Raw genomic sequence first — 19887 nt, forward strand, 5'->3', positions numbered from 1 at the left:
TTCCGGATTTGCGACTCCTGTGCCGTTTTCGGTGCCGGATCGGACGGCTGCCGCGGCACCGAAACGGCCGGTCACCCCTCCGGCCCAGGCGGGTCCGCGGCCTCAGGCGGCGTCGGTCCCGCACTCGGCCCAGATGACCTTGCCCTGCCGGATGTAGCGGGTGCCCCAGCTGCGCGACAACTGGGCCACCAGGAACAGGCCGCGGCCGCCCTCGTCGGTGGTGGCCGCCCGGCGCAGGTGCGGGGCGGTGTTGCTGCCGTCGGAGACCTCGCAGATCAGGGTCCGGCCGTGCAGCAGACGTACCCGGACGGGGCCGGAGCCGTGCCGGATGGCGTTGGTGACCAGCTCGCTCAGCACCAGCTCCGCCGCGAACCCGGCCTCCTCCAGTCCCCAGTCGGCCAGCCGGCTCAGCGCCGAGGAGCGGACCTCGCTGACGAGGGAGGGGTCGGCGGGCAGGTCCCAGGTGGCGATCCGGTGCGGGGCCAGCGCGTGGGTACGGGCGACGAGCAGGGCGATGTCGTCGTGGGGGTGGACCGGGGCCACCGTGTCCAGCAGCGTCTCGCAGATCTCCTCGGGTGTGCGGTCCGGGGTGGCGAGGGCGCCGCGCAGCCGGTCCAGGACCAGGTCGACGTCGCGGTTGCGGCCCTCGATCAGCCCGTCGGTGTAGAGGACCAGCCGGCTGTCCTCGGGGAGGTCGATGTCGACGGCCTCGAAGGGCAGGCCGCCCAGGCCCAGCGGGGGCCCGGCGGGCAGGTCGGGGAAGGAGACCGTGCCGTCGGGGAGGACGAGCGCGGGAGGCGGGTGCCCGGCGCGGGCCATGGTGCACTGCTGGGTGGTCGGGTCGTAGACGGCGTACAGGCAGGTCGCGCCGAGGATGCCCGTGTCGCCCGCGGCGGGGTCCTCCCGGTCCAGGCGTCCCACCAGGTTGTCGAGGTGGGTGAGGACCTCGTCCGGGGAGAAGTCGAGTTCGGCGAAGCTGCGGGCGGCGGTGCGCAGCCGTCCCATGGTGGCGGCCGAGAGCATGCCGTGGCCCACGACGTCACCTACCAGGAGGCCGACCCGGGTGCCGGAGAGGGGGATGACGTCGTACCAGTCCCCGCCCACGTCCGACTCCGAGGGCAGGTAGCGGTGCGCCACGTCGACGGCGTCCTGGTCGGGCAGTCCCTGCGGGAGCAGGCTGCGCTGCAGGGTCAGGACCATGGTGCGCTCCCGCGTGTAGCGGCGGGCGTTGTCGATCGACAGGGCGGCACGGGCGGCGAGTTCCTGGACGAGTGAGCGGTCGTCGTCGTCGAAGGGCGCGGGCTGCTGCCCGCGGTAGAACGCAGCCACGCCGAGGATGACGCCGCGGGCCACGAGGGGCACGGTGATGAGCGAGTGGACGTGGTCCAGCATCGCCTCGGTGCGCGGCGGGTCGTGGGAGAGCCAGCCCATGGCGGTTCTCAGGTCCGGTTCCAGCACGGCCTGTCCGCCGGTGAGGCAGCGCAGGTGCGGAGTGGCCGGCCCGTATTCGACGCGCTTGCCGACCGGGTGGAACGGACAGTCGTCGGCGATGCCGTGGACCACCGTGCGGTACAGGTCGGAGAACGGGTCGGCGGCCTCCTCGCCGTGCAGCACGGCCTCGGGAAGGTCGATCGTGACGTAGTCGGCCAGCCGTGGCACCGCCGTCTCGGCGAGCTCCTCGGCGGTGCGCCGCACGTCCAGGGTGGTCCCGATGCACGTGCTGGCGTCGGTCAGCAGCTCCAGGCGGCGGCGGGCGGCGAGCGCGTACCGCCCCACGTGCGGCTCTCCCACCAGCACGAGCCCTCTGGCCGGGGGCTCCGCAGGGGGCACCGGCGGGTCGGTGCCGTGCGTCCCGACCCGGAGTGGCACGAGGCCGGGTGCGGTGGTGCCGGGTACGGGGCCGGGTGGTGCGGCGGCGGGGACGGCCGCGGGCGGCGGGACGGCGGGCGTCGCCCTTGCCCCGGCGGTGGACGCGACGGACCCGGCGCCGGCGTGGGCGAAGTCGGCGGGGACGAGGATGGGGCGCGGTGGTTGCTCGGCCTGCCACGGGACGAGGAGGGGCCCGTGCGGTGCGGGGCCGGGCAGGACCGCCTCGATGACGAAGCCCTGCACGCCGGTGGCGGTCGTCGTCGGACGGCTGACCAGCGTGACCCGGCGGCCGTCGGACAGGGCCACGTGGACGGCGGCCCGCTGCGCCCACGCGATCAGCTCGACGGCCTTCTCCATCAGGACCGCCCGGTCGCCGGGGCGCACCTCGAGGGCCGGCTCACCGAGCCCCAGGCGGTGGTGGGGGCCGGCGGCGGTCTCGGCGTCGGTGTCCAGGTACGCCCGCAGCAGGGCCCGCTCGCGTTCGGAACCCTGCCCGAGCAGCCGCCTCTCGATGGCGTGCGCCGCCCGGCGTATCACGGTGGCCAGTGCCGGGTCCTCGGCGCTGCGCGGGTAGCCGAGGCACAGGACGCCCTCGATGCGGCCGCTAATCGGGTCGCGGACGGGCAGCGCCCGGCAGGCGTTGCCCTGTGCGCGCTCGGCGAAGTGCTCGGCGCCGTAGACCTGGACGAGCTGCCGTTCCGCGAGTGCGAGCCCGATCCCGTTGGTGCCGGCGTACCGCTCGGCGAACACGAACCCGGGGACGCGCTGGAACGCCGGCAGGCTGCTGGCCAGCGACGTCTCTCCGAAGCGGCGCAGCAGGACGGTTCCGTTCGCGTCCGCGACGGAGATGTTCATCCTGGTGCCGGAGAACCAGGACTGCAGCCGGTCGAGCACCGGCCCGGCCGCACGGATGATCCGGGCATCACGCTCGAAGTCGTCCCGGAAGGGGAGTCCCGGCTGGTCGGGGGAGAGCCCCAGGGCACGGCAGCGCTGCCACGAGTGCGAGATGGGAGTGCGTACGCCGGCCTCGACCGCCTCGCCCTGGAGGAAACGCTCACGCGAACGGGCGGGGCCCTTGCCGTCCGTCGCACGCCCTGTCGCTGCCGCTTTCCCGCCGCCCCGAACCACGCTTCGCCTCACTCGCGTCCGCAGAGTCCGTTTCGCCAGCACGTCTTGCTGCCAACTTTTACTACAACAATACGATATAGGTGAGATTACGGACATTGCGTACCCGGCTCACAGGACGGCGACCGGGTTGACCGGCGAGCCCGTCCCGCCCGGGATGTCCAGCGGCGCCACCACCAGCAGGAACTCGTACCGCCCGGCCCCGGCCGTCGCCGCCGACAGGGCCTCCAGGTCGAGGTTGTCCAGCAGCGGCACCCCCATCGCGGCCACGACGAGGGCGTGGACGGGCGAGTGCACACCGGCCACGGGGGAGGGGCGTACGTCGCTGTCGCCGTCGCCGCCGAGCAGCGCGATGCCGCGCTCGGCCAGCAGCGGTACGGCGTGCACGTGGAGGCCCGCGCAGGCCGTGCCCGGGTCCCAGGCGCCGAGTTCCGCACGACGGCGGGTCCGCCCGGAGCGCACGAGCACCGCGTCGCCCTCGCCGATCCGCACACCGAGCGCCCGCTCCGCGGCGAGCACGTCCTCCGCGTGCACCGCCAGTCCCGGCTCCAGCCAGCGCACCCCGAGCACGGCGGGGAGATCGAGGAGGACGCCCCGGGTCACGAGGGGGCCGAGCGCCGACACCGCTCCGAAGCGGGCACCGGCGGCGCCGACGACGTCCTTCGACGGCCGGCCGTCGTACAGCCGTCCCCGGTAGGAGACGTGGCACAGGGCGTCGAGATGGGTGACGGACTTGCCGTGGTAGTCGGCGGCGATGAAGTCCTTGTGGGTGGCGGGCTCCGGGCTCTCGACGTCGCCGAGGTCGGTCATGTGGTGCAGGGCGGGCCTGGGGTTGTCGGGGCCGGGCACGGTGTTCCAGGGCAGCGCCAGCGGTACGACCCGGCCGGATCGCACGGCGGCCGCGGCCCCTCGTACCCGCTCCGCGGTCACCCGGTTCCAGGCGCCGCGGTCGGCCGGGGTCCAGCGGCCCCAGGTGCGGACCGCCGCGAAGAGCGCGTCGAAATCCCGGCGGGAGACGGCGGGGCCGTTCCGGGCACCGGTGGGGCCGGGGTCCGGGCCGTCCGCGGGGCCGGGGTCCTGGCCGTTCGCGGGGCCGGGGTCCGGGCCGTTCGCGGGGCTCGCGCTCATCCGTGGTCACCGCCGTCCCTGTCGGTCCGGATCTCCAGCCTGGCACGACCCGCGCCGGGGCGCCGGGTGCACCCGCCCGGGGCGGGGCCCGCCGGTCCGCGAGGCCGCACGGCGGGCACAGGCGCAGTGCGGACCGTAGATTGAGGACGGAGCCGTTGAGGCGGGAAGGAGCGTCAGCGGTGGCATCGCGGGTTGATCACACGGCGCTGTTCGCCGCGACGCCGAGCCCGTATCTGGTGCTCGGTCCCGACCTGGTCATCGTCGATGTGAACCGGGCCTATCTGGCAGTCACCGGACGTACCCGGGAGGACCTGCTCGGGCGGCACATCTTCACCGCGTTCCCGGACAACCCCGCCGACCCGGACGCCGACGGGGTCCGCAACCTCGGGGCCTCCCTGCACCGGGTCCTCGCCACCGGCCGGCCCGACACGATGGCGCTGCAGAAGTACGACATCCCCGTCGTCAGCCGTCCCGGGGTCTTCGAGGAGCGCTGGTGGTCCCCGGTGAACACCCCCGTGCTCGGCCCGGAAGGAGAGGTGACGTACATCATCCACCGGGTGGAGGACGTCACCGCGTTCGTCCAGGAGTACCGGGTCACCCACCCCGACGGAGTCCGGGTGGGGCAGCGGCTGCAGGAGGCGCAGGCCCTGGAGGCGGAACTGTACGCACGGGCACGGGAGTTGCAGCGGCTGAACGAGGAGCTGCGGCAGGCGCACACCCGTGAGCGCGAGGTCGCCGTCATCCTCCAGGAAGCCATGCTGCACGTCCCCGACCTGGCTCACCACCGCGACATCGCGGTGCGCTACCTGCCCGCCACCGGCTCCCTCAACGTCTGCGGCGACTGGTACGACGTCGTCGACATCGCGCCGGACCGGCTCGCCGTCGCGGTCGGCGACGTCATCGGGCACGGCCTGGAGGCGGCGGCGGTCATGGGCATGCTGCGCAGCGCCCTGTCCGCCGCCATCCGGGCCCTGGAGCGCCCCGCCCAGGCCCTGGAGGTGCTCGGCCTGTACGCCAGGTCCGTCGAGGGGGCGCTGGGCACCACCGCCGTCAAGGCGGTCGTCGACATGCGCAGCCGTCTGATCACCTACAGCAGCGCGGGCCACCCGCCGCCGATGCTCATCCATCCCGACGGCAGCTGCGATCTGCTGGACCAGGCCACCGACCCGCCGCTCGGCGCCCGTCCGCAGCACGTGCCCCGTCCGCAGGCGAGCCTGCCGTACCGGCCGGGCGACACCCTCGTCCTGTACACCGACGGGCTCATCGAGCGGCGGGACCAGGACATCGACGTCGGTCTCGGGCAACTGGCCGCCGTTCTCGGCGAGTTCGCCCACGTGGGCACCGAACAGCTCGCCGACACCGTGCTGGCCCGCCTGGGTGTCGCCAGTGGCGGCCGGGACGACATCGCGCTCATCGTCGTACGGCTCTGAGCGGCGGCACTCCGGCGGGGGGAGCGGTGCCCGCTAACGGCCGGCGCGAATTCCGTCCAGGGCGATGCCGAGGACACGGTCGCGCTGGACGTCGTCGTCGAAGGCCGTCGCCGTGATGCCGGAGACCATGCGGAGCAGGTCGCCGATCTCCATGTCGGTGCGGACCACGCCCGCCTTCTGGGCCCGCTCGAGAAGCGGGCCGCCGGCCGCGTACATCGAGTCACGGCAGGCCTGGAAGATCTCCGACTCGTCGTTGAGGGCCTCGCGCACCGCCCGCTTGGTGACCATGTAGCCGGTGAAGCGGTCCAGCCAGGCCGTCAGGGCCTCCCACGGCTCCAGCCCGGCCAGCTCCACGGCGGCCTGGCACAGCGCGTTGACCTCGTCCGCGTAGACGCTCTCGAAGAGGTCGCGGCGGGTGGGGAAGTTCCGGTACAGGGTGCCGATCCCGACTCCGGCGCGGCGGGCGACGTCCTCCAGGGAGACGTCGGCGCCCCGCTCGGCGAACGCCTGACGGGCGGCCGTGACCAGCGCGTCGTAGTTGCGGGCCGCGTCCTTACGGTGCGGTCTGCGGGACGTGACGATCTCGCTGACGGGGAACGGGCTGTCCGTCACTGCTGCCTCCCGTGCGACCGGGGTGAACCGGAGGGTTTCCTCGACTTCGGTTGAAGCGGAGGGTTGCCTCCAGTAGAGTGGAGGGGTACCTCCACTTTAGCAGTGCGGAGCGGTACCGCCATGGCCGGACGCGGCCCGGTGTCCCCTTCCCGCACGCTGACGGAAGTCTCGCTCACTGTTTCCCTCCGTTCCGATGTCGGAGAGGCTCTCCATGCCCCGGAAGTCCACCCGCCTCACCTTCGCGGTCCTCGCGACCGGTGCCGGCGTGTTCTCCATGCTCCAGTCGCTGGTGGCCCCGGCCCTGCCGACCGTCCAGCACGCCCTGCACACCTCCCAGTCCACCGCGACCTGGGTGATGACGGCCTATCTGCTGTCCGCCTCGGTCTTCACCCCGATACTCGGCCGGGTCGGCGACCTGATCGGCAAGAAGCGCACCCTGGTCGCCGTCCTGCTGGCCGTCCTGGCCGGCTGCCTGGTCGCCGCCCTCGCGCCGAACATCGGCGTCCTGATCATCGCCCGGGTCGTCCAGGGCATCGGCGGCGCCCTGTTCCCGCTCTCCTTCGGCATCATCCGCGACGAGTTCACCCCGGCCGAGGTCAGCGGCAGCATCAGCAACCTGTCCGCGGTGATCGCGGCCGGCGGCGGCGTCGGCATCGTGGCCGCGGGGCCGATCGTCTCGGCGCTCGACTACCGCTGGCTGTTCTGGATCCCGGTCGGCGTGGTCGCGGCCACCGTCCTGATCGCCGCCCGCTATGTTCCCGAGTCGCCCAAGCGGGCCGAGGGCAGTGTCAGCTGGCTCGGTGCCGGGCTGCTCTCCGCCTGGCTGGTGGCGCTGCTGCTGCCGCTGAGCCAGGCCGGGCAGTGGGGCTGGGGATCGGCCAGGGTGCTGGGCCTGTTCGGCACGGCCGTCGTCCTGTTCGCCGTCTGGCTGCTCACCGAGTCCCGCTCCGCCAGCCCGCTCATCGACCTGCGCGTGATGCGGCTGCCCGCCGTCTGGACCACCAACTCGGCCGCCCTCCTCTTCGGCGCCGGCATGTACGCGATCTGGTCCTTCCTGCCCGGCTTCGTCCAGACCCCCACCGCGGCCGGCTACGGCTTCGGCGCCACCGTCACCGAGTCCGGCCTGCTCATGCTGCCGATGCTCATCGCCATGTTCCTCTCGGGCATCCTCGGCGGCCGCATCGAACCCCGCGTCGGCGCCAAGGCGCAGCTCACCGCGGGCGCCGCGCTCGGCGCGCTGGCCTGCGGCTTCCTCGCCCTCTGGCACGACAAGGAGTGGCAGATCGGCGTGGTCGCGGGCCTGTTCGGACTCGGTATCGGCCTGGCCTTCGCCTCGATGGCCAACCTCATCGTCGGCAGCGTGCCGCCCGAGCAGACCGGCGCCGCGACCGGCATGAACGCCAACATCCGCACCATCGGCGGCTCCATCGGCGCCGCGCTCACCAGCGTCCTGGTCACCGGCCGGCTCCAGCCCTCCGGGCTGCCGTACGCCTCCGGCTACACCCACGCCTGGACCCTGCTCGCCCTGTTCTGCCTCACCGCGGCCGGGGCGGCCCTCCTCGTCCCGGTCCGCCGCGCGAGCCGCGTCGTCGGCCCGGTCGTGGAGCAGCCGGCGGCAGCACCCGTACGCGTACGGTAGTGTTGACCTGCGTGATCACGCGGCAGGCGCCGCGTGACTCCGCAGCGGGACGTGGCGCAGCTTGGTAGCGCACTTGACTGGGGGTCAAGGGGTCGCAGGTTCAAATCCTGTCGTCCCGACTGGAGACAGTCGCAGGTCAGGGCCGGTTTCGGAGGCATCCGCAACCGGCCCTTGATCATTCTTGGGGACCAGCTGGGGACCAGTGTTCCTTGACCGCTGTCAGCGCGTGAGGACAGTACTGGCGGGCAGGTTGACGGCCCGGCTGTCGCGTCGGGTGGGCGCCGGGTTACGGGCGTTCCTTGCGGACGATCAGCCGCATGCCCCTGGGCCGGCCGTCCACGACATCTCCGGCGAGTTCGGCCACCCAGGCACCCGCACGGATCTCGCCGCCGGGTTCGACGGCCGGTGTCCACGCCGAGGCGGAGATCTTCAACACCGCCTGATGAATTTGCTCGGTGATGGTCATACCGACCGAACACGACAGCCACCGCCCGCGCGCGGTGAGCCAGTTGAGGAACGCGTGAGCGCCGCCGGCGGAGTCGGTCCGGATCAGGGTGGGCCGGCCGCGTCAGGGAGTTCCTCGCCTCCCGCCGGGCCCGCATCACCCCCGAGCAGGCGGGGCTGCCCTCCTACGGCGGCCGCCGACGGGTCAAGGGGCTGCGACGCGAAGAGGTCGCGCTGCTGGCCGGCGTGTCGGTCGACTACTACGTGCGACTGGAGCGGGGCAATCTTTCGGGTGCTTCCGACAGCGTCCTGGACGGCGTGGCCCGCGCCCTCCACCTGGACGACGCCGAACGCCAGTACCTGTTCGACCTCGCACGCCGCCCTTCTCCCCCCGTCACAGTCCGCCGCCGCACCCCCGCAAAGCGCCTCCGACCAGCTCTGCAGTACCTGCTCGACGCCATCACGGATGCGCCCGCGTGGGTCCACAACGACCGCCAGGACCTGCTCGCCGCCAACGATCTGGCGCAGGCCCTGTACGCCCCACTCCTCGCGGGCCCGCGCCGCCCTGCCAACATCGCCAGGTTCACCTACCTCGACCCAGCCGCCCGCGTTTTCCTCCCCGACTGGGACAAGGCCGCCAACGACGTCGCCGCAATGCTCCGCGCCGGAGCCGGCCGGAACCCCTACAGCAAGGACCTCACCGACCTCGTCGGGGGGCTGTCCACCCGCAGCGAGATCTTCCGGAGACGTCGGGCCGACCACAACGTCCGCCAACACCGCACCGGACCCAAGAGGCTCCACCAACCGGCCGTCGGGGACCTGCAGCTGAACTTCGAGACCATGTCCCTCGACTCCGACCCCGGCCTCACCCTCGTGGTCTACACCGCCGTTCCCGACAGCCCCAGCGCTGACGCCCTTCGCCTTCTGGCCACCTGGGCCGCCACCCAGAACCAGGCGCAAGCCGGCCGTCAGGAGCACCTCACGTAGAGAGCTGGGGGAGCACGCGCACTGATGGAGAGCGGCACCTCGTGCATCGGGCAGGGAGCACGCGGCTTTGTTCATGAGAACGGGTTCTGGCACAGCTTTCGTGCAGCGGCCACGGTGAGTGACCACTGAGCGTCGACGGGCAGCGCTCGAAGTCGCCCGAAAATGAGCCGTGGTCAGGGACTGCAAGCCCTACCTGGACGACCGCTGGAACGAGGGCTGCACCAACGCCTGGAGACTCTGGGAAGAGATACTGCCCCTCGGCTACAAAGGCAGCTACCAGCGCGTCCGCGCCTGCCTGCACGACAGGCGCACCTCGCCACGGCCGGTGACCGCACGGCCGCCCTCGCCCCGAACGGTCGCCGGACGGTCGCCGGACGGGTCCTTCGCCGCCCGGACGCCCTCATCGAGCCCGAGCAGGTTCAACTCGAGTCCGTCCGGACACACTGCTCCGAACCCGACGCTCTGACCCGCCACGTCGGGTCCTTCGCGACCATGCTCACCGAGCGCCAAGTCGAACGACTTCCGGACCGGCTCGACGCCGTCCGGCCGGACGACCGTCCCAGCCTCCACACCCTCGCCGCCGGCATCGACCGTGACCGCGATGCCGTCATCGCCGGCCTCACCCTGCCCTGGAACTCCGGAGTCGTCGAAGGCCACGTCAACCGGATCATTCTGTGGAATCAAGATTGTCAAGGATGCCTGGTGCCAGTCGGCGGAAGGCGCTACGGCAGCGGACGCCTTGTTCGTGGTGGCCCTCGGCGGGACGCACGCTCCCCGGCGGGGCGCAGACCCGCCGTCAGACGTCTCGCCAGCGCGCGCTGGCCAAGGAGAAGGCTCCGAAGGACATGAGGCCGACCGCTATCAGCGCCAGCAGCCAGGGGCCCGCAGGGGTGTCGGCGAACGTGCGCAGGGTGTCGTCCATCCCCTTGGCCTTGCCGGGCCTGTGGCGGACGGCCGCGGCGATGGCGAAGCAGCCCGCGGTGGCGAAGACGACGCCCCGGGCCGTACCGCCGAACATGCCGAAGAAGGACACGACTTTGCGCATCCTCTGCGACATGGCGGACATCCTGAGGTGCTTCTCGAACCTGCGCAGGAGAGCCCGGACGGCGATCCATACGCCGACGGCGGCCACCGCGGCGCCCGCCACGCCGACGATCCACTGTCCGCCCGGCCAGGCCAGCGCCTTCGCCGTGACGTCCTGGGAGTTCTTGTCGGAACTGCCGCTGCCGCTGCCCTTGTCCCCGGCCGCGTAGGAGAGCACGGAGTACGCGACGAATCCGTAGAAGCAGAAACGGCCCGCGGCCATCGCCCTTCTGCCCGGCTTCCCGCCGTCGGGGCCCGCCTGTCCGAAGACAGCCTCGGACAGCCGCCACAGAGCCATCCCGGCCAGGGCGATGCCGAGCAACCACAGCAGTACGGTCCCGAAGGGCTTCTGAGCGATTTCGGCGACCGCGCCGCCCCGGTCGGCCTGTCTGCCCCCGCCGGTGAACGCGATCCGCAGTGAGAGAACGCCGATCAGTACGTAGATGACCCCGCGGCCGACGAAGCCCGCACGGGCCGCCGCCGCGACCGCTCTGCCGTTCGCCGCACGGTGAACCCGGCCGAGTCCGCGTGTCGTTGCCGATGCCGATCCAGTAGCCATGTCCTACCGGATGCCCCCGAAGGGCGATGCCATCCTGGCCGCCGACCGGCGTCTTGCCAGGACACGCTGCCGGCAGGGAGCGGCGCCCGACCTCCCCAGGTGCCGCGCCGCTCCCCCACCAACGCACGTCGACTACCCGCGGAATTCCGCCCTACCCTGTCCGACGCCGGCCGCCGGGCCACCGCGCGTGCCGACATCGTTCCCTGCCGGCCGCGGCGGCAGCCTTCAACTGCGGCCAGCGGTGGTCGTGGTGGCGATCGTGATCCGCGTGCCGGCCGTTGTACCAGCCGGGGTGCAGTCCAGGGCCTGGACGATCGACGTCACCAGGACCAGGTTGACGGGCAGCCGGACGGCGGCCAGGTGGTGGTCCTGCTGTCCGCCGACGGCTTCACCGGCCAGGGCGAGCACTTCCTCCACCGTGAACGCCGCCTCTTCCAGGCCCACCCATGTGGCGATGCCGTACCCGGCCACATGCCCGGCCGCCGTCTCCTCCTCCAGGACGACGCAGGCGTCCCGGATCGCCCGGTGCAGGCCCGGCCGGTCTCCGCGCTGAAACCGCTCCGGGTTGTGCAGCAGGACCAGGTCCAGCCGCTTGCGCCCGAACTGGGCGCGGGTCGGCCGGTCTGCCGGCGCACGTAGTCCGGCGTGAGGCTGTGCCCGGCTGCGGCCCGCGTCCTCGCAGAGGGCGCCGTCGTTCACGCGTCGGCGCCGGTGGCTGCGGTGAGGAACCCGGACTTCACGGCGATGCGCATCTGCGGGCGGGCGGCCAGGACCGGGGCGAGGGTGTGTGCCTCGCCGGTGGCGTAGTCAGGGACGCCGCCGGCCGTGCCGTGTTGCATGACGTGGACGGGATCGGGTGCGGTGATCGGTGTGGTCGGTTGCGAGCCCTGAGCTGGGTGGTCTCAGGCCGCCGGGGTCAGGGCCGCGGCGGTGCGGCGGGCCAGGTCGTGGGCCTCGGCGAGCGAGGTCTCGTGGAGCGGGACCAGGTGCCTCATCGGCTCCATGACCGGCGCGTACGTCAACTCGGGAGTGATGGTGCGCACGTCGAGGCCCAGCGCGTCGCCGAGGATGGTCTCCAGGGCGGGAACGACGAAGTCCTTGCCGTGCTGCGGGCTGCCGGGGCCGTAGCCGCCGCCGCGGGCGGAGACGAGGACGGCCGGGCGGCCGGCGGCCGGGGCGTCCGCCGTGCCGAAGGTCCTTCCGGGGATCATGATGTGGTCGAGCCACGCTTTGAACACCGAGGGCATCGAGTAGTTGTACATCGGGACCGCGAACAGGTAGGCGCTCGCGCCCAGGAACTCCTCGACGAGCTCGTCCTGCAGGGCCGCAGCCGCTCGCTGGTCGGGGGTCTGCTGGCCGGCCGGGGTCGCGCGGGCGGTGATCCCGGTGGCGTCCAGGTGGCCGAGCGGGTTGATGGCGAGGTCGCGGGTGACGATCTCTGCGCTCCAGTCCTTGGCGAAGGTGTCGGCGACCTGCCGGGAGTACGAGGCGTCGCCGGAGGCGGAGGAGTCGATGCGAAGCAGGTAGGACTTGGGCATGGTCGTGCTCTCTGTGACGTCGGTGGTGTTCGGGGGTGGGTCGGATGGTGCGGGTGGGTGCGTGGTTTCAGGAGCCGTGCGTGCCGGGAACGGCGCAACCGTCCGGACCACAGACGCTGCCGGTGCCGTCGACGGCGGGCAGCGGCTGCGCGGCCGGGTGGCCGGCGTCCCATGCCTCGGTCATCGCGGCGAGGAGCTGGTCCGTGCCGACGGCGCCGTTGATGGTGCGGCGGCCGTCGATGACGAGGAAGGGCACCCCCCGGGCGCCCAGGCGCTGGGCCTCACGCTGGTCGGCAGCCACCTGCGCGCGGTAGCGGCGCTCTTCGAGGACCTCGGCGGCACTCTCGCCGCCCAGCCCCAGCTGGTCGGCGAAGTCGAGCACCTCGCTCGCGGTCCACAGCTTGCGGCCCTGCCCGAAGTGGGCGCGGAACATCGCCGTCCACGCCTCATTTCCGCGCTCCTGAGCGGTGGCATGGGCGAGCAGTTCGTGGGCCAGGTCGGTGGGGCCGAGCGTGCGGTCCAGGACGCGGTAGGGCGCCAGGCCCTCGGCTGCCGCCTGCCGCTCGACCGGCCGGAGGACCTGGTCGGCGACGGAGGGCACACCAGCCCGCTCCAGCAGTTCCCGCTGGGTCACGCCTTCGCGCGGCAGGTCGGGGTGGAGCTGGAAAGAGCGGTGAACCAGTTGGACGTCAGCGGCGTGGTCGAAACGCTCCAATGCCTTGTGCAGCCGGTGGTCCATCAGCCCGCAGTAGGGGCAGACGATGTCCGACCAGAACTCGATCCTCACGATGGCCAGCTCCCGTAACTCACTTTATGTTCGTAGCCCCACTGTCCATTAGTCTGGCAAGGGTTACAAAAGGCACACTCGTGTGCGTGGCGAGGAGAGGTGACGGTCATGAGCTCGCGCAAGATCGGAGCGGCGCGTGCCGACGTGCTGCGGGCTGTGCGGGCCACGCCGGGTCCGTGCGCGCAGTGGGACAGCGCGGAGACGAACTTCATCCGCGAGATCCTCGACATGGTCGGCGACAAGTGGAGCGTGCTGATCATCGGCACGCTCGCCGAGGGCCCGGTGCGCTACTCCGACCTCGCCGACGCGATCCCCGGCATCTCACAGCGCATGCTCACCCTCACCCTCAAGCACCTCCGGCGCAGCGGAATCGTGAACCGCATCGCCTACCCGGAGGTCCCGCCCCACGTCGAGTACTCCCTGACCGGCCTGGGCACCTCGCTGCTGTCCACGGTCCTGGACCTGGCCGCCTGGTCCGCCGACCACCACCGCGAGATCCGCGACAACCAGAGCGCCTTCGACGCCGAGGCCTCACGAACAAAACGGTAGAGACGCACCGGAACCAGACGCTGCTAAATCGTCGCGTTCGCCAGCCCCACCCCCGACTCGATGGACACGACGTTCACCCCGCGGCGATGCGGCCGAGACGTCAACTCTCGGACAAACACCCGCACTTGCGGCCGACCCGCCGACAACGGATCGACCGCCTCGCGCTCACGCAGCGCCAGGTATTCCGCCGGCCCGCGCGCGTGGGCGTCCAAGGTCCGCGGCGCGCGCCCGAGGTCTTCCCACGCCTGCAGCCAGGTCGCCGCGTGATCGTTTCGTGCCAGTACCGGCCGCTTGGCCATGAGTACCGAGGTACTGCTCGAGCCGTTCCCCAGGATCGTGGATGAAGCCGGGCTGCATGATCACCCAGCTGGATTCCACGTACCTTCAACAAGCAGCATGCTCTGCGTCCACCTCGCAGACCGCTTGCCCCTCGGCAACACCACACAGGCGCGTGACTGTGGACCGCACCCGTCCGACGAAACTGCAAACAGCCACAGCATGGCGGGAGGGGGGGACTGCGCGCACCAAAGGCGTCGCCTTCCGGCAACCAAGTACTCGCTTCCAGACCGGCACCCGGTACGAGTGGCTACGAGGGCGGCGGGTGGATCCTCAGGACAGTGCGGCCTTCGCCGAGTTCCAGAGCACGCCGCGGTTCACGCGGTCGGGATACAGGCGGACTACCGTCTCGTAGAGGTCGGTACAGCTGTTCGCTTTCCCCGCCGCGGCGGTGAAGTCCTCGATGTAGCAGCGGGTCCGGCCGATGTCGTCAGGGCCGTCCTCGTCGCCGTCGCGCTCGTGACCCGAGACCACGGAGGCCGGACGCAGATCCGCGAGGACATCGAGCGCGTGCAGCCACTGCTGCGCACCGTTTTCCTTCGCTTCGCCGAGGTACAGACGGACGTCGCCGTAGACCGCGTCACCGGCGATCACCAGGCCGATGGAGGGCACGTGCAGGACGCTGGTGCCGTCGGTGTCCGTGTGGCCGAGCTCGATCGCGTGCAGCTCCTCGCCCTCCGGTTCCATCCGGCCGTCAGGCAGCGGCTCGGGGGACCAGGTGCCGGTCGGAGATCTGGTCCGGGAAGCGTGGCTGCCAGAACCCGTCGAACCAGGCGGAGCCCCACTGGGCTGCGGCGTGGGCCGACACGTCCGCCGCGGCGACCAGCCGGGCCTGCGGGAAGTGGTCGAGCACCGCGGGTGCCCCGAAGAAGTGGTCGCCGTGCGCGTGGGTGACGAAGATCGTGGTCACGTTCTTGCCCTGGGCGACGACCCAGTCGGCCAGGCGGCGCGACTCGTCCACGGTCAGCAGCGGATCCACCAGGACAGCGTCACGCTCGCCGTAGATCAGCGTCGACGCCGTCGGACACCACATCCGCCGGTCCTCGCCCGGTGGGAGTCGTCCGACACCGCCGGCTTGGACGGAGCGACATGGACGGTGTAGCTGAGTGCGGCCATGGTGACTCCCACAGTCACGGACCATCCAGCGGCCGCGCCGGCCAACAGGCGAGGCCGGACCCGTAGCGGCCGGAATGACCCAACCTCCCCGATTTCCCGCACTATGGACAGTAGCTGCGTCTCAGCAGGGTCACCACTCTGCTCTGCCCTGCCTCGCCGATCTCCGACGAGGCGCGTCGGCTGGCTGAGCATCCACCGCAGCGCCCCGATACGGCCGGCAGGAGCATCGAGCATGCCTTCCGGCCACACCTCCCCGGCCCGGGGACCGCCGACGACCACAACACGCCCGAACCGGTCCTTGCCCAAGAGAGCAAAGCTGATCTCCGCGCGCTGCTTGCAGAAATCGAGCTGCTGATCGGCAGGCGGCCCGGACAGAGACTCGTAGCCGAGCACTGCGCTCACTGTCCACGGCCGAGCAGGCTTTGCGGCGATCCCAGCGACAGCAGCTCGATTTCCGGACTGCGGGAACGGGCGAATGTTGCCTGATGCGGCACCAGTCGTCATCGGGCGGTCAAGGTGTTCCATCTCCCGGTCGGCGCAGCAGCGACCTCTGTGGAGGGAGGGAGTACCAGGGCGCGTCCGATGGGTCCCGTGACGGGTCTGGTGGTGGATCCGTTGATGAGAACGAGGAGGGAGAACAAGGTCAGCGCGTGAGCAGGCACCCAGCCGCGACGCCGAGGAAGATCATGGCTCCGAAGAACAGGCCGACGATCCCGTGCAGGCGGTACTGCCGGGTGAACACCCGTGCGCTTTTCGGCCTTTCGGGCAGGTAGGCGACCGGTACACGGGTTCCGAGGTCCAGACCCGTCGCCGTCGTGGGTGGCCGGAACCTGACGGGCTGGCCCTGCCGGTCGACGAACGCGATGACGGGCGTTGAACTATCGTCCCCGGGTTCATGCTCCTGGTCCACCACCACCCCCTCGGCACGTAGCCCGTGGCGGCTCAGCCGCATCTGCAACCGCGCCTCCCGTGCACTGGCCCACAAACCGGCCAGGCCGACCAATACGGCCAGCCCGATGCCTACCGTTTCACCCGTCATCCGTCCCCTGCTCTCCCTCGCACAGCGCATGCCCGGCACGGGCCGCGCATCAGGAGGACGCGGCACGCAGCCCGATGGTTCACGAAGGGCTGGTGGCCGCCTTCGCCGTCGGCACACGACTTCCGCCCCTGACGAGCCTTCGCTGAGTCGAGCCGGCCCACTGAGTCGGTATCCCGGCGACCTTTCCGATGCCCGCTGGGAGTTGACCGGTCCAACCCTCACCGCCTGGCGGGCCGAGCGCAGAGGCAAGGGCCTGGACGTCGGTCGGACCCTCGGTTGGCCCATGCGCAACGCCGCCTCGCCCGTGACTACGAGACCCCCAGGGCGCCACCGTCGCCGTTGCCCGGGTGCGTTCCTGTGGCTGCCGTGAGTATGTGTGGTGGGAGCCGCCCCGCCGTTGCGGCGATGCCGTATCTCCGGCGAGGCGCGCGTTCACCGACGAGGCCGTCCGTACGGTGCTGGACCGGACCCTCTTCGCCCATGACGGACGCCACTGGCGAACCGCGTCGCCGGACGACGCGCGACGTTCGCTGGTGCCGGTCCGGCCTCAAGGAGCGCCGTGCGGAAGCTTCGTGAGCCACTTGCGTGCCGTCTGGACTGCCTGCCGCACGCCACCCCCGGTGACGGTGCCGATTCGGAGCGCAGTGTGATGGCGGCCTTGATCGTTGTCACAGCGGGTTCTCCAACACCTCCCGTTCATCTTCGTTCCGTTCGGCCTTCGCTCGGCTGTGTTCACAGAACCTCCACAGCCGAAGACTCTCGGGTGCGGCTGCACCAAGGGGGATTTTTTCGGTCAGCGGCGAAAAAACCACATAGGGGAGGGGGTGGTCTCCATGGTCCGCCCACGCTTTTTGTACGTACCGATCGAAGACCTTGGCATGGACCTGCCTGTAGATCCAGAAGGGCAACGAAGACCGGACGGGGGACGCAGACCGGTCGGGTGGCGTCTGGTCAGCGCCAACAACCGTGAACTCGGGCGTTGCACGCGGTCGTTCGAGGACCTTGCCGCGTGTCGGGCCACAGTGGTCCGGCTCCGGGAGCGGGTGACCGAGGTGCGGGCGCTGTTCGTCATGGCCGACGCGCCGGGCGCCTGGACCTGGCGGATCGAGCTCGACGGGCGGGATGTCGCCACGGCCGGACGGTCGTATCAGCGGCAACGGGAGTGCCAGTACAACGTCAAACTGTTCCTGGCCGCGGTGCCGGTGGCCCAGTTGAGCGAGGGGCTGGTCAGCCGGCCGCGTCTGCGCGGGCTGCACCTGCCGGGACCGGCGCGGTCCGCCCGGCCGGAGGCCGAGGCAGAGGAACCTCCCCTGGCCCCTGCCGGGGCGCGAGCCGGGGCGGGTGTGTCGTGAGCGCCGCCGTCTCCGGGCCCGGGCAGCCGGGTCCGGAGCGCCTGGACACGCCCCGTGATCTGCGGACCAGGGTCGAACCGGCGGACCGCCTCTTCCGCGGCGCGGCACGCGGCAGCGGCGCCGTGGTGCTGGCGATCATGCTGCTGGTCGGCGTCTTCCTCGGCTATCGCGCGGCGGAGGCGCTCCGGGTGGCCGGGTGGTCCTTCCTGACCACCTCGGCCTGGGAGCCGGACTCCCACCACTTCGGCATCGCCGCCGTACTCACCGGCACCGTGCTGATCGGCCTGGTGGCGATCACCTTCGCCGTGCCGCTGGCGCTGGGCACCGCCCTGTACATCTCGGAGTACGCGCCCCGGCGGCTGCGACGCACGCTGATCAGCCTCGTGGACCTGATGGCGGCGGTGCCGAGCGTGGTGTACGGGCTGTGGGGGGCCTTCTTCCTGCAGGGCCAGGTGGTCGGACTGTCCCGGTGGATCGCCACGTACTTCGGCTGGTTCCCCCTCTTCAAGGTCGACGGGGCCGACCCGGGCGACCCGCTGGCCACCGCGACGGTCTACACCTCGTCCACCTTCATCGCCGGGATGGTCGTCGCCCTGATGGTGACGCCGATCGCCTGCTCGGTCATGCGCGAGGCGTTCTCCCAGGCGCCGGCGGGCGAGCGGGAGGGGGCGCTGGCGCTCGGCGGGACCAAGTGGGGCATGATCCGTGCGGTCGTCCTGCCCTTCGGCCTGGGCGGGGTGATCGGCGGGACCATGCTGGGCCTCGGCCGCGCCCTGGGTGAGACCATCGCCGTGTACATGATCATCTCGCCGGTCTTCGCCGTCCAGCCGCACCTCCTGCAGAACGGCGCCAACTCCGTCTCCGCGCTGATCGCCCTGCGCTACGGCTCCGCCAGCGACTTCGGCATGTCGGCCCTCATGGCCGCCGGACTCGCCCTCTTCCTCATGACCCTCGTCGTCAACTTCATCGCCTCCTCGATCGTGGCGCGCAGCCGCTCGGGTGTCGGGGCGGAGGCCTGACATGAGCGACCTCATCGACAGCGACCTTCTCGACAAGGAACAGACACCACCGGCCCGCGGGCCCGGCGACGGCCCCGAGACCCGCCGCAACACCTCCGCCGTCCGCGTCACCGACCTGCTCGCCCTGGCCGCCGCCGCGGTGGGGTCCGTCGCCCTGACGATCCTGCTGTTCGCCAGAATCGCGCCGTTCGACTCGGTGCTGGGCTTCGTGGTCGTCACCTATGTGCTCTTCGTCGCCCTCTACGCGGTGCTGGTCTCCTTCGACGAGAACGGCGCCGCGGTACGGGACCGGGTCGCCGCGGTGCTCTGGCACAGCCTCGCCGTGCTGCTCCTCGCGGCCCTGGTCTTCGTGATCGCCTTCACCCTGTGGCGCGGTCACCGGGCTCTGGTCCACCTCAACTTCTTCACCCAGGACATGTCGCGGACCGGCCCGCTGCAGCCGCTCACCGACGGCGGCGTGGTGCACGCGATCGTCGGCACGCTGGAGCAGATCACCATCTCGCTGGCCGTCACCATCCCGCTCGGGCTCGCCTGCGCGGTGTTCCTCAACGAAGTGCCCGGACGCTACGCGCGTTTCGTGCGGACGATCGTCGAGGCGATGACGGCGCTGCCGTCGATCGTGGCCGGCCTGTTCATCTACGCCACGGTCATCCTCGTCCTCGGTCTCGGCAAGTCCGGCCTCGCCGCCGCGCTGGCGCTCAGCGTGATGATGCTGCCCATCGTCATCCGGGCCGCCGACGTGGTCATCCGGCTGGTGCCGAGTTCGCTGCGCGAGGCGTCGTACGCGCTGGGCGCGAGCCAGTGGCGCACGGTGTGGACCGTGGTGCTGCCCACGGCCCGCTCCGGTCTCACCACCGCGGTGATCCTGGGCACCGCCCGCGGGATCGGCGAGACCTCGCCGGTACTGCTCACCTCCGGGGTCAACGCCGGGCTGAACGCCGACCCGGTGCACGATCCGCAGATCTCGCTGCCGCTGGCCACCTTCGACCTGGTGCGCTCGCCGCAACCCTCCTACATCGCCCGGGGATTCGGCTCCGCCGCCCTGCTGATGGCCCTCGTGCTGCTGCTCTTCCTGCTGGCCCGCGTGATCGGCGGCCGTGGGCCCGGCGACCTGACCCGGGGCCAACTGCACCGCAGGGTGCTGGCCTCCCGCCGGGACGCCGAGCGCATGGCGGCCCAGCACGCCGACCCACCGGCCACCGCCACCTCCGCCGAACACCGCTGACCACCACTGAAGAACCCAGGAACCACGACCAAGGAGCCAGGAGCCGACCC

20 protein-coding genes, 1 tRNA gene and 2 pseudogenes are annotated in these 19887 nt (G+C 71.5%); 9 read left to right on the plus strand and 14 right to left on the minus strand.

All coding sequences use genetic code 11. The features are described 5' to 3' along the window. Positions 1-102: 102 nt before the first annotated feature. Both ACIQVL_RS20145 and ACIQVL_RS20150 read right to left on the minus strand, forming a co-directional pair. Complete coding sequence (locus ACIQVL_RS20145) at positions 103-2997, minus strand: SpoIIE family protein phosphatase (protein ID WP_403475969.1); 2895 nt, start codon at positions 2995-2997, stop codon at positions 103-105. 108 nt (positions 2998-3105) lie between these two features. After that, positions 3106-4122 carry a cyclase family protein gene (locus tag ACIQVL_RS20150; RefSeq protein ID WP_403475970.1) on the minus strand — a complete coding sequence of 339 codons (1017 nt, stop codon included), beginning with the start codon at positions 4120-4122 and terminating at the stop codon, positions 3106-3108. 179 nt (positions 4123-4301) lie between these two features. Here ACIQVL_RS20150 and ACIQVL_RS20155 point away from each other — a divergent pair, with 179 nt between their 5' ends. Then, the gene (locus tag ACIQVL_RS20155; protein WP_403439612.1) at positions 4302-5552 is read left to right on the plus strand and encodes a PP2C family protein-serine/threonine phosphatase; all 1251 of its coding nucleotides are present in this window, start codon (positions 4302-4304) and stop codon (positions 5550-5552) included. Between the two features lie 33 nt (positions 5553-5585). Here ACIQVL_RS20155 and ACIQVL_RS20160 read toward each other — a convergent pair whose 3' ends face one another. Next, on the minus strand, positions 5586-6164 hold the full coding sequence (locus tag ACIQVL_RS20160; RefSeq protein WP_403439611.1) for a TetR/AcrR family transcriptional regulator: 579 nt from the start codon (positions 6162-6164) through the stop codon (positions 5586-5588). 211 nt (positions 6165-6375) lie between these two features. Here ACIQVL_RS20160 and ACIQVL_RS20165 point away from each other — a divergent pair, with 211 nt between their 5' ends. Together ACIQVL_RS20165 and ACIQVL_RS20170 are read left to right on the plus strand one after the other, a co-directional pair. Next, positions 6376-7803, plus strand: a complete 1428-nt coding sequence (locus tag ACIQVL_RS20165; RefSeq protein ID WP_403475971.1) for an MFS transporter — start codon at positions 6376-6378, stop codon at positions 7801-7803. 45 nt (positions 7804-7848) lie between these two features. Then, positions 7849-7922 (plus strand) — tRNA-Pro (locus ACIQVL_RS20170). Positions 7923-8092: 170 nt separating this feature from the next. On the opposite strand, the pseudogene ACIQVL_RS20175 reads toward ACIQVL_RS20170, so the two are convergent. Further along, positions 8093-8371: pseudogene (locus ACIQVL_RS20175) on the minus strand (IS1380 family transposase); the annotation flags it as partial. Positions 8372-8493: 122 nt separating this feature from the next. Here ACIQVL_RS20175 and ACIQVL_RS20180 point away from each other — a divergent pair. Next, positions 8494-9234: a transcriptional regulator gene (locus tag ACIQVL_RS20180; RefSeq protein ID WP_403475972.1), complete on the plus strand. Its 741-nt coding sequence runs from the start codon at positions 8494-8496 to the stop codon at positions 9232-9234. Positions 9235-9507: 273 nt separating this feature from the next. On the opposite strand, the gene ACIQVL_RS20185 is transcribed toward ACIQVL_RS20180, so the two are convergent. The 6 genes from ACIQVL_RS20185 to ACIQVL_RS20210 all read right to left on the minus strand — a co-directional run bounded on the left by ACIQVL_RS20185 (position 9508) and on the right by ACIQVL_RS20210 (position 13201). After that, positions 9508-9891 carry a hypothetical protein gene (locus ACIQVL_RS20185; protein WP_403475973.1) on the minus strand — a complete coding sequence of 128 codons (384 nt, stop codon included), beginning with the start codon at positions 9889-9891 and terminating at the stop codon, positions 9508-9510. Positions 9892-10030: 139 nt separating this feature from the next. Further along, positions 10031-10876 carry a DUF1206 domain-containing protein gene (locus ACIQVL_RS20190; protein WP_403475974.1) on the minus strand — a complete coding sequence of 282 codons (846 nt, stop codon included), beginning with the start codon at positions 10874-10876 and terminating at the stop codon, positions 10031-10033. Between the two features lie 225 nt (positions 10877-11101). Further along, positions 11102-11575 carry a hypothetical protein gene (locus ACIQVL_RS20195; RefSeq protein ID WP_403475975.1) on the minus strand — a complete coding sequence of 158 codons (474 nt, stop codon included), beginning with the start codon at positions 11573-11575 and terminating at the stop codon, positions 11102-11104. Continuing rightward, complete coding sequence (locus tag ACIQVL_RS20200) at positions 11572-11715, minus strand: hypothetical protein (protein WP_403475976.1); 144 nt, start codon at positions 11713-11715, stop codon at positions 11572-11574. The genes ACIQVL_RS20195 and ACIQVL_RS20200 overlap by 4 nt, the downstream gene beginning before the upstream one ends. 63 nt (positions 11716-11778) lie before the next feature. Beyond that, positions 11779-12414, minus strand: coding sequence for an FMN-dependent NADH-azoreductase (locus ACIQVL_RS20205; protein WP_403439600.1), 636 nt, complete (start codon positions 12412-12414; stop codon positions 11779-11781). 67 nt (positions 12415-12481) lie between these two features. Next, positions 12482-13201: a DsbA family protein gene (locus ACIQVL_RS20210; protein ID WP_403475977.1), complete on the minus strand. Its 720-nt coding sequence runs from the start codon at positions 13199-13201 to the stop codon at positions 12482-12484. Positions 13202-13309: 108 nt separating this feature from the next. Here ACIQVL_RS20210 and ACIQVL_RS20215 point away from each other — a divergent pair, with 108 nt between their 5' ends. Continuing rightward, positions 13310-13750, plus strand: coding sequence for a winged helix-turn-helix transcriptional regulator (locus ACIQVL_RS20215; protein ID WP_403475978.1), 441 nt, complete (start codon positions 13310-13312; stop codon positions 13748-13750). Between the two features lie 23 nt (positions 13751-13773). Here ACIQVL_RS20215 and ACIQVL_RS20220 read toward each other — a convergent pair whose 3' ends face one another. The 4 genes from ACIQVL_RS20220 to ACIQVL_RS20235 all read right to left on the minus strand — a co-directional run bounded on the left by ACIQVL_RS20220 (position 13774) and on the right by ACIQVL_RS20235 (position 16241). Next, on the minus strand, positions 13774-14049 hold the full coding sequence (locus ACIQVL_RS20220; RefSeq protein WP_403475979.1) for a hypothetical protein: 276 nt from the start codon (positions 14047-14049) through the stop codon (positions 13774-13776). A gap of 310 nt (positions 14050-14359) precedes the next feature. Beyond that, complete coding sequence (locus ACIQVL_RS20225) at positions 14360-14773, minus strand: hypothetical protein (RefSeq protein ID WP_403475980.1); 414 nt, start codon at positions 14771-14773, stop codon at positions 14360-14362. 7 nt (positions 14774-14780) lie between these two features. Continuing rightward, the gene (locus tag ACIQVL_RS20230; RefSeq protein WP_403475981.1) at positions 14781-15119 is read right to left on the minus strand and encodes an MBL fold metallo-hydrolase; all 339 of its coding nucleotides are present in this window, start codon (positions 15117-15119) and stop codon (positions 14781-14783) included. Positions 15120-15845: 726 nt separating this feature from the next. Continuing rightward, a complete protein-coding gene (locus ACIQVL_RS20235) occupies positions 15846-16241 on the minus strand; it encodes a DUF3592 domain-containing protein (protein WP_403439588.1) in 396 nt (131 codons plus the stop codon). Positions 16242-16401: 160 nt separating this feature from the next. Between ACIQVL_RS20235 and ACIQVL_RS20240 the strand changes: the two are divergent. From ACIQVL_RS20240 to pstA, 4 genes and pseudogenes are all read left to right on the plus strand, one after another. Next, positions 16402-16509: pseudogene (locus ACIQVL_RS20240) on the plus strand (IS5/IS1182 family transposase); the annotation flags it as partial. Between the two features lie 775 nt (positions 16510-17284). Beyond that, positions 17285-17593 (plus strand): hypothetical protein, encoded by a 309-nt coding sequence (locus ACIQVL_RS20245; RefSeq protein WP_403439586.1) that lies wholly within the window; start codon positions 17285-17287, stop codon positions 17591-17593. Beyond that, complete coding sequence (pstC, locus tag ACIQVL_RS20250; RefSeq protein ID WP_403475982.1) at positions 17590-18612, plus strand: phosphate ABC transporter permease subunit PstC; 1023 nt, start codon at positions 17590-17592, stop codon at positions 18610-18612. The genes ACIQVL_RS20245 and pstC overlap by 4 nt, the downstream gene beginning before the upstream one ends. Position 18613: 1 nt before the next feature. Beyond that, on the plus strand, positions 18614-19837 hold the full coding sequence (gene pstA / locus ACIQVL_RS20255) for a phosphate ABC transporter permease PstA (protein WP_403475983.1): 1224 nt from the start codon (positions 18614-18616) through the stop codon (positions 19835-19837). The last annotated feature ends 50 nt before the right edge of the window (positions 19838-19887 follow it).

The organism is Streptomyces sp. NPDC090499, assembly GCF_044769305.1.
Lineage (GTDB): Bacteria > Actinomycetota > Actinomycetes > Streptomycetales > Streptomycetaceae > Streptomyces.

Excerpts from the sequence above, each read along its gene's own strand:
- ACIQVL_RS20190 (WP_403475974.1), bottom strand. The coding sequence starts at position 10,876 with ATGGCTACTGGATCGGCATCGGCAACGACACGCGGACTCGGCCGGGTT.
- ACIQVL_RS20200 (WP_403475976.1), bottom strand. The coding sequence starts at position 11,715 with ATGCAACACGGCACGGCCGGCGGCGTCCCTGACTACGCCACCGGCGAG.
- pstA (WP_403475983.1), top strand. The coding sequence starts at position 18,614 with ATGAGCGACCTCATCGACAGCGACCTTCTCGACAAGGAACAGACACCA.
- ACIQVL_RS20165 (WP_403475971.1), top strand. The coding sequence starts at position 6,376 with ATGCCCCGGAAGTCCACCCGCCTCACCTTCGCGGTCCTCGCGACCGGT.
- ACIQVL_RS20215 (WP_403475978.1), top strand. The coding sequence starts at position 13,310 with ATGAGCTCGCGCAAGATCGGAGCGGCGCGTGCCGACGTGCTGCGGGCT.
- ACIQVL_RS20150 (WP_403475970.1), bottom strand. The coding sequence starts at position 4,122 with ATGAGCGCGAGCCCCGCGAACGGCCCGGACCCCGGCCCCGCGAACGGC.
- ACIQVL_RS20220 (WP_403475979.1), bottom strand. The coding sequence starts at position 14,049 with ATGGCCAAGCGGCCGGTACTGGCACGAAACGATCACGCGGCGACCTGG.
- ACIQVL_RS20225 (WP_403475980.1), bottom strand. The coding sequence starts at position 14,773 with ATGGAACCGGAGGGCGAGGAGCTGCACGCGATCGAGCTCGGCCACACG.
- ACIQVL_RS20235 (WP_403439588.1), bottom strand. The coding sequence starts at position 16,241 with ATGACGGGTGAAACGGTAGGCATCGGGCTGGCCGTATTGGTCGGCCTG.
- ACIQVL_RS20205 (WP_403439600.1), bottom strand. The coding sequence starts at position 12,414 with ATGCCCAAGTCCTACCTGCTTCGCATCGACTCCTCCGCCTCCGGCGAC.
- ACIQVL_RS20230 (WP_403475981.1), bottom strand. The coding sequence starts at position 15,119 with ATGTGGTGTCCGACGGCGTCGACGCTGATCTACGGCGAGCGTGACGCT.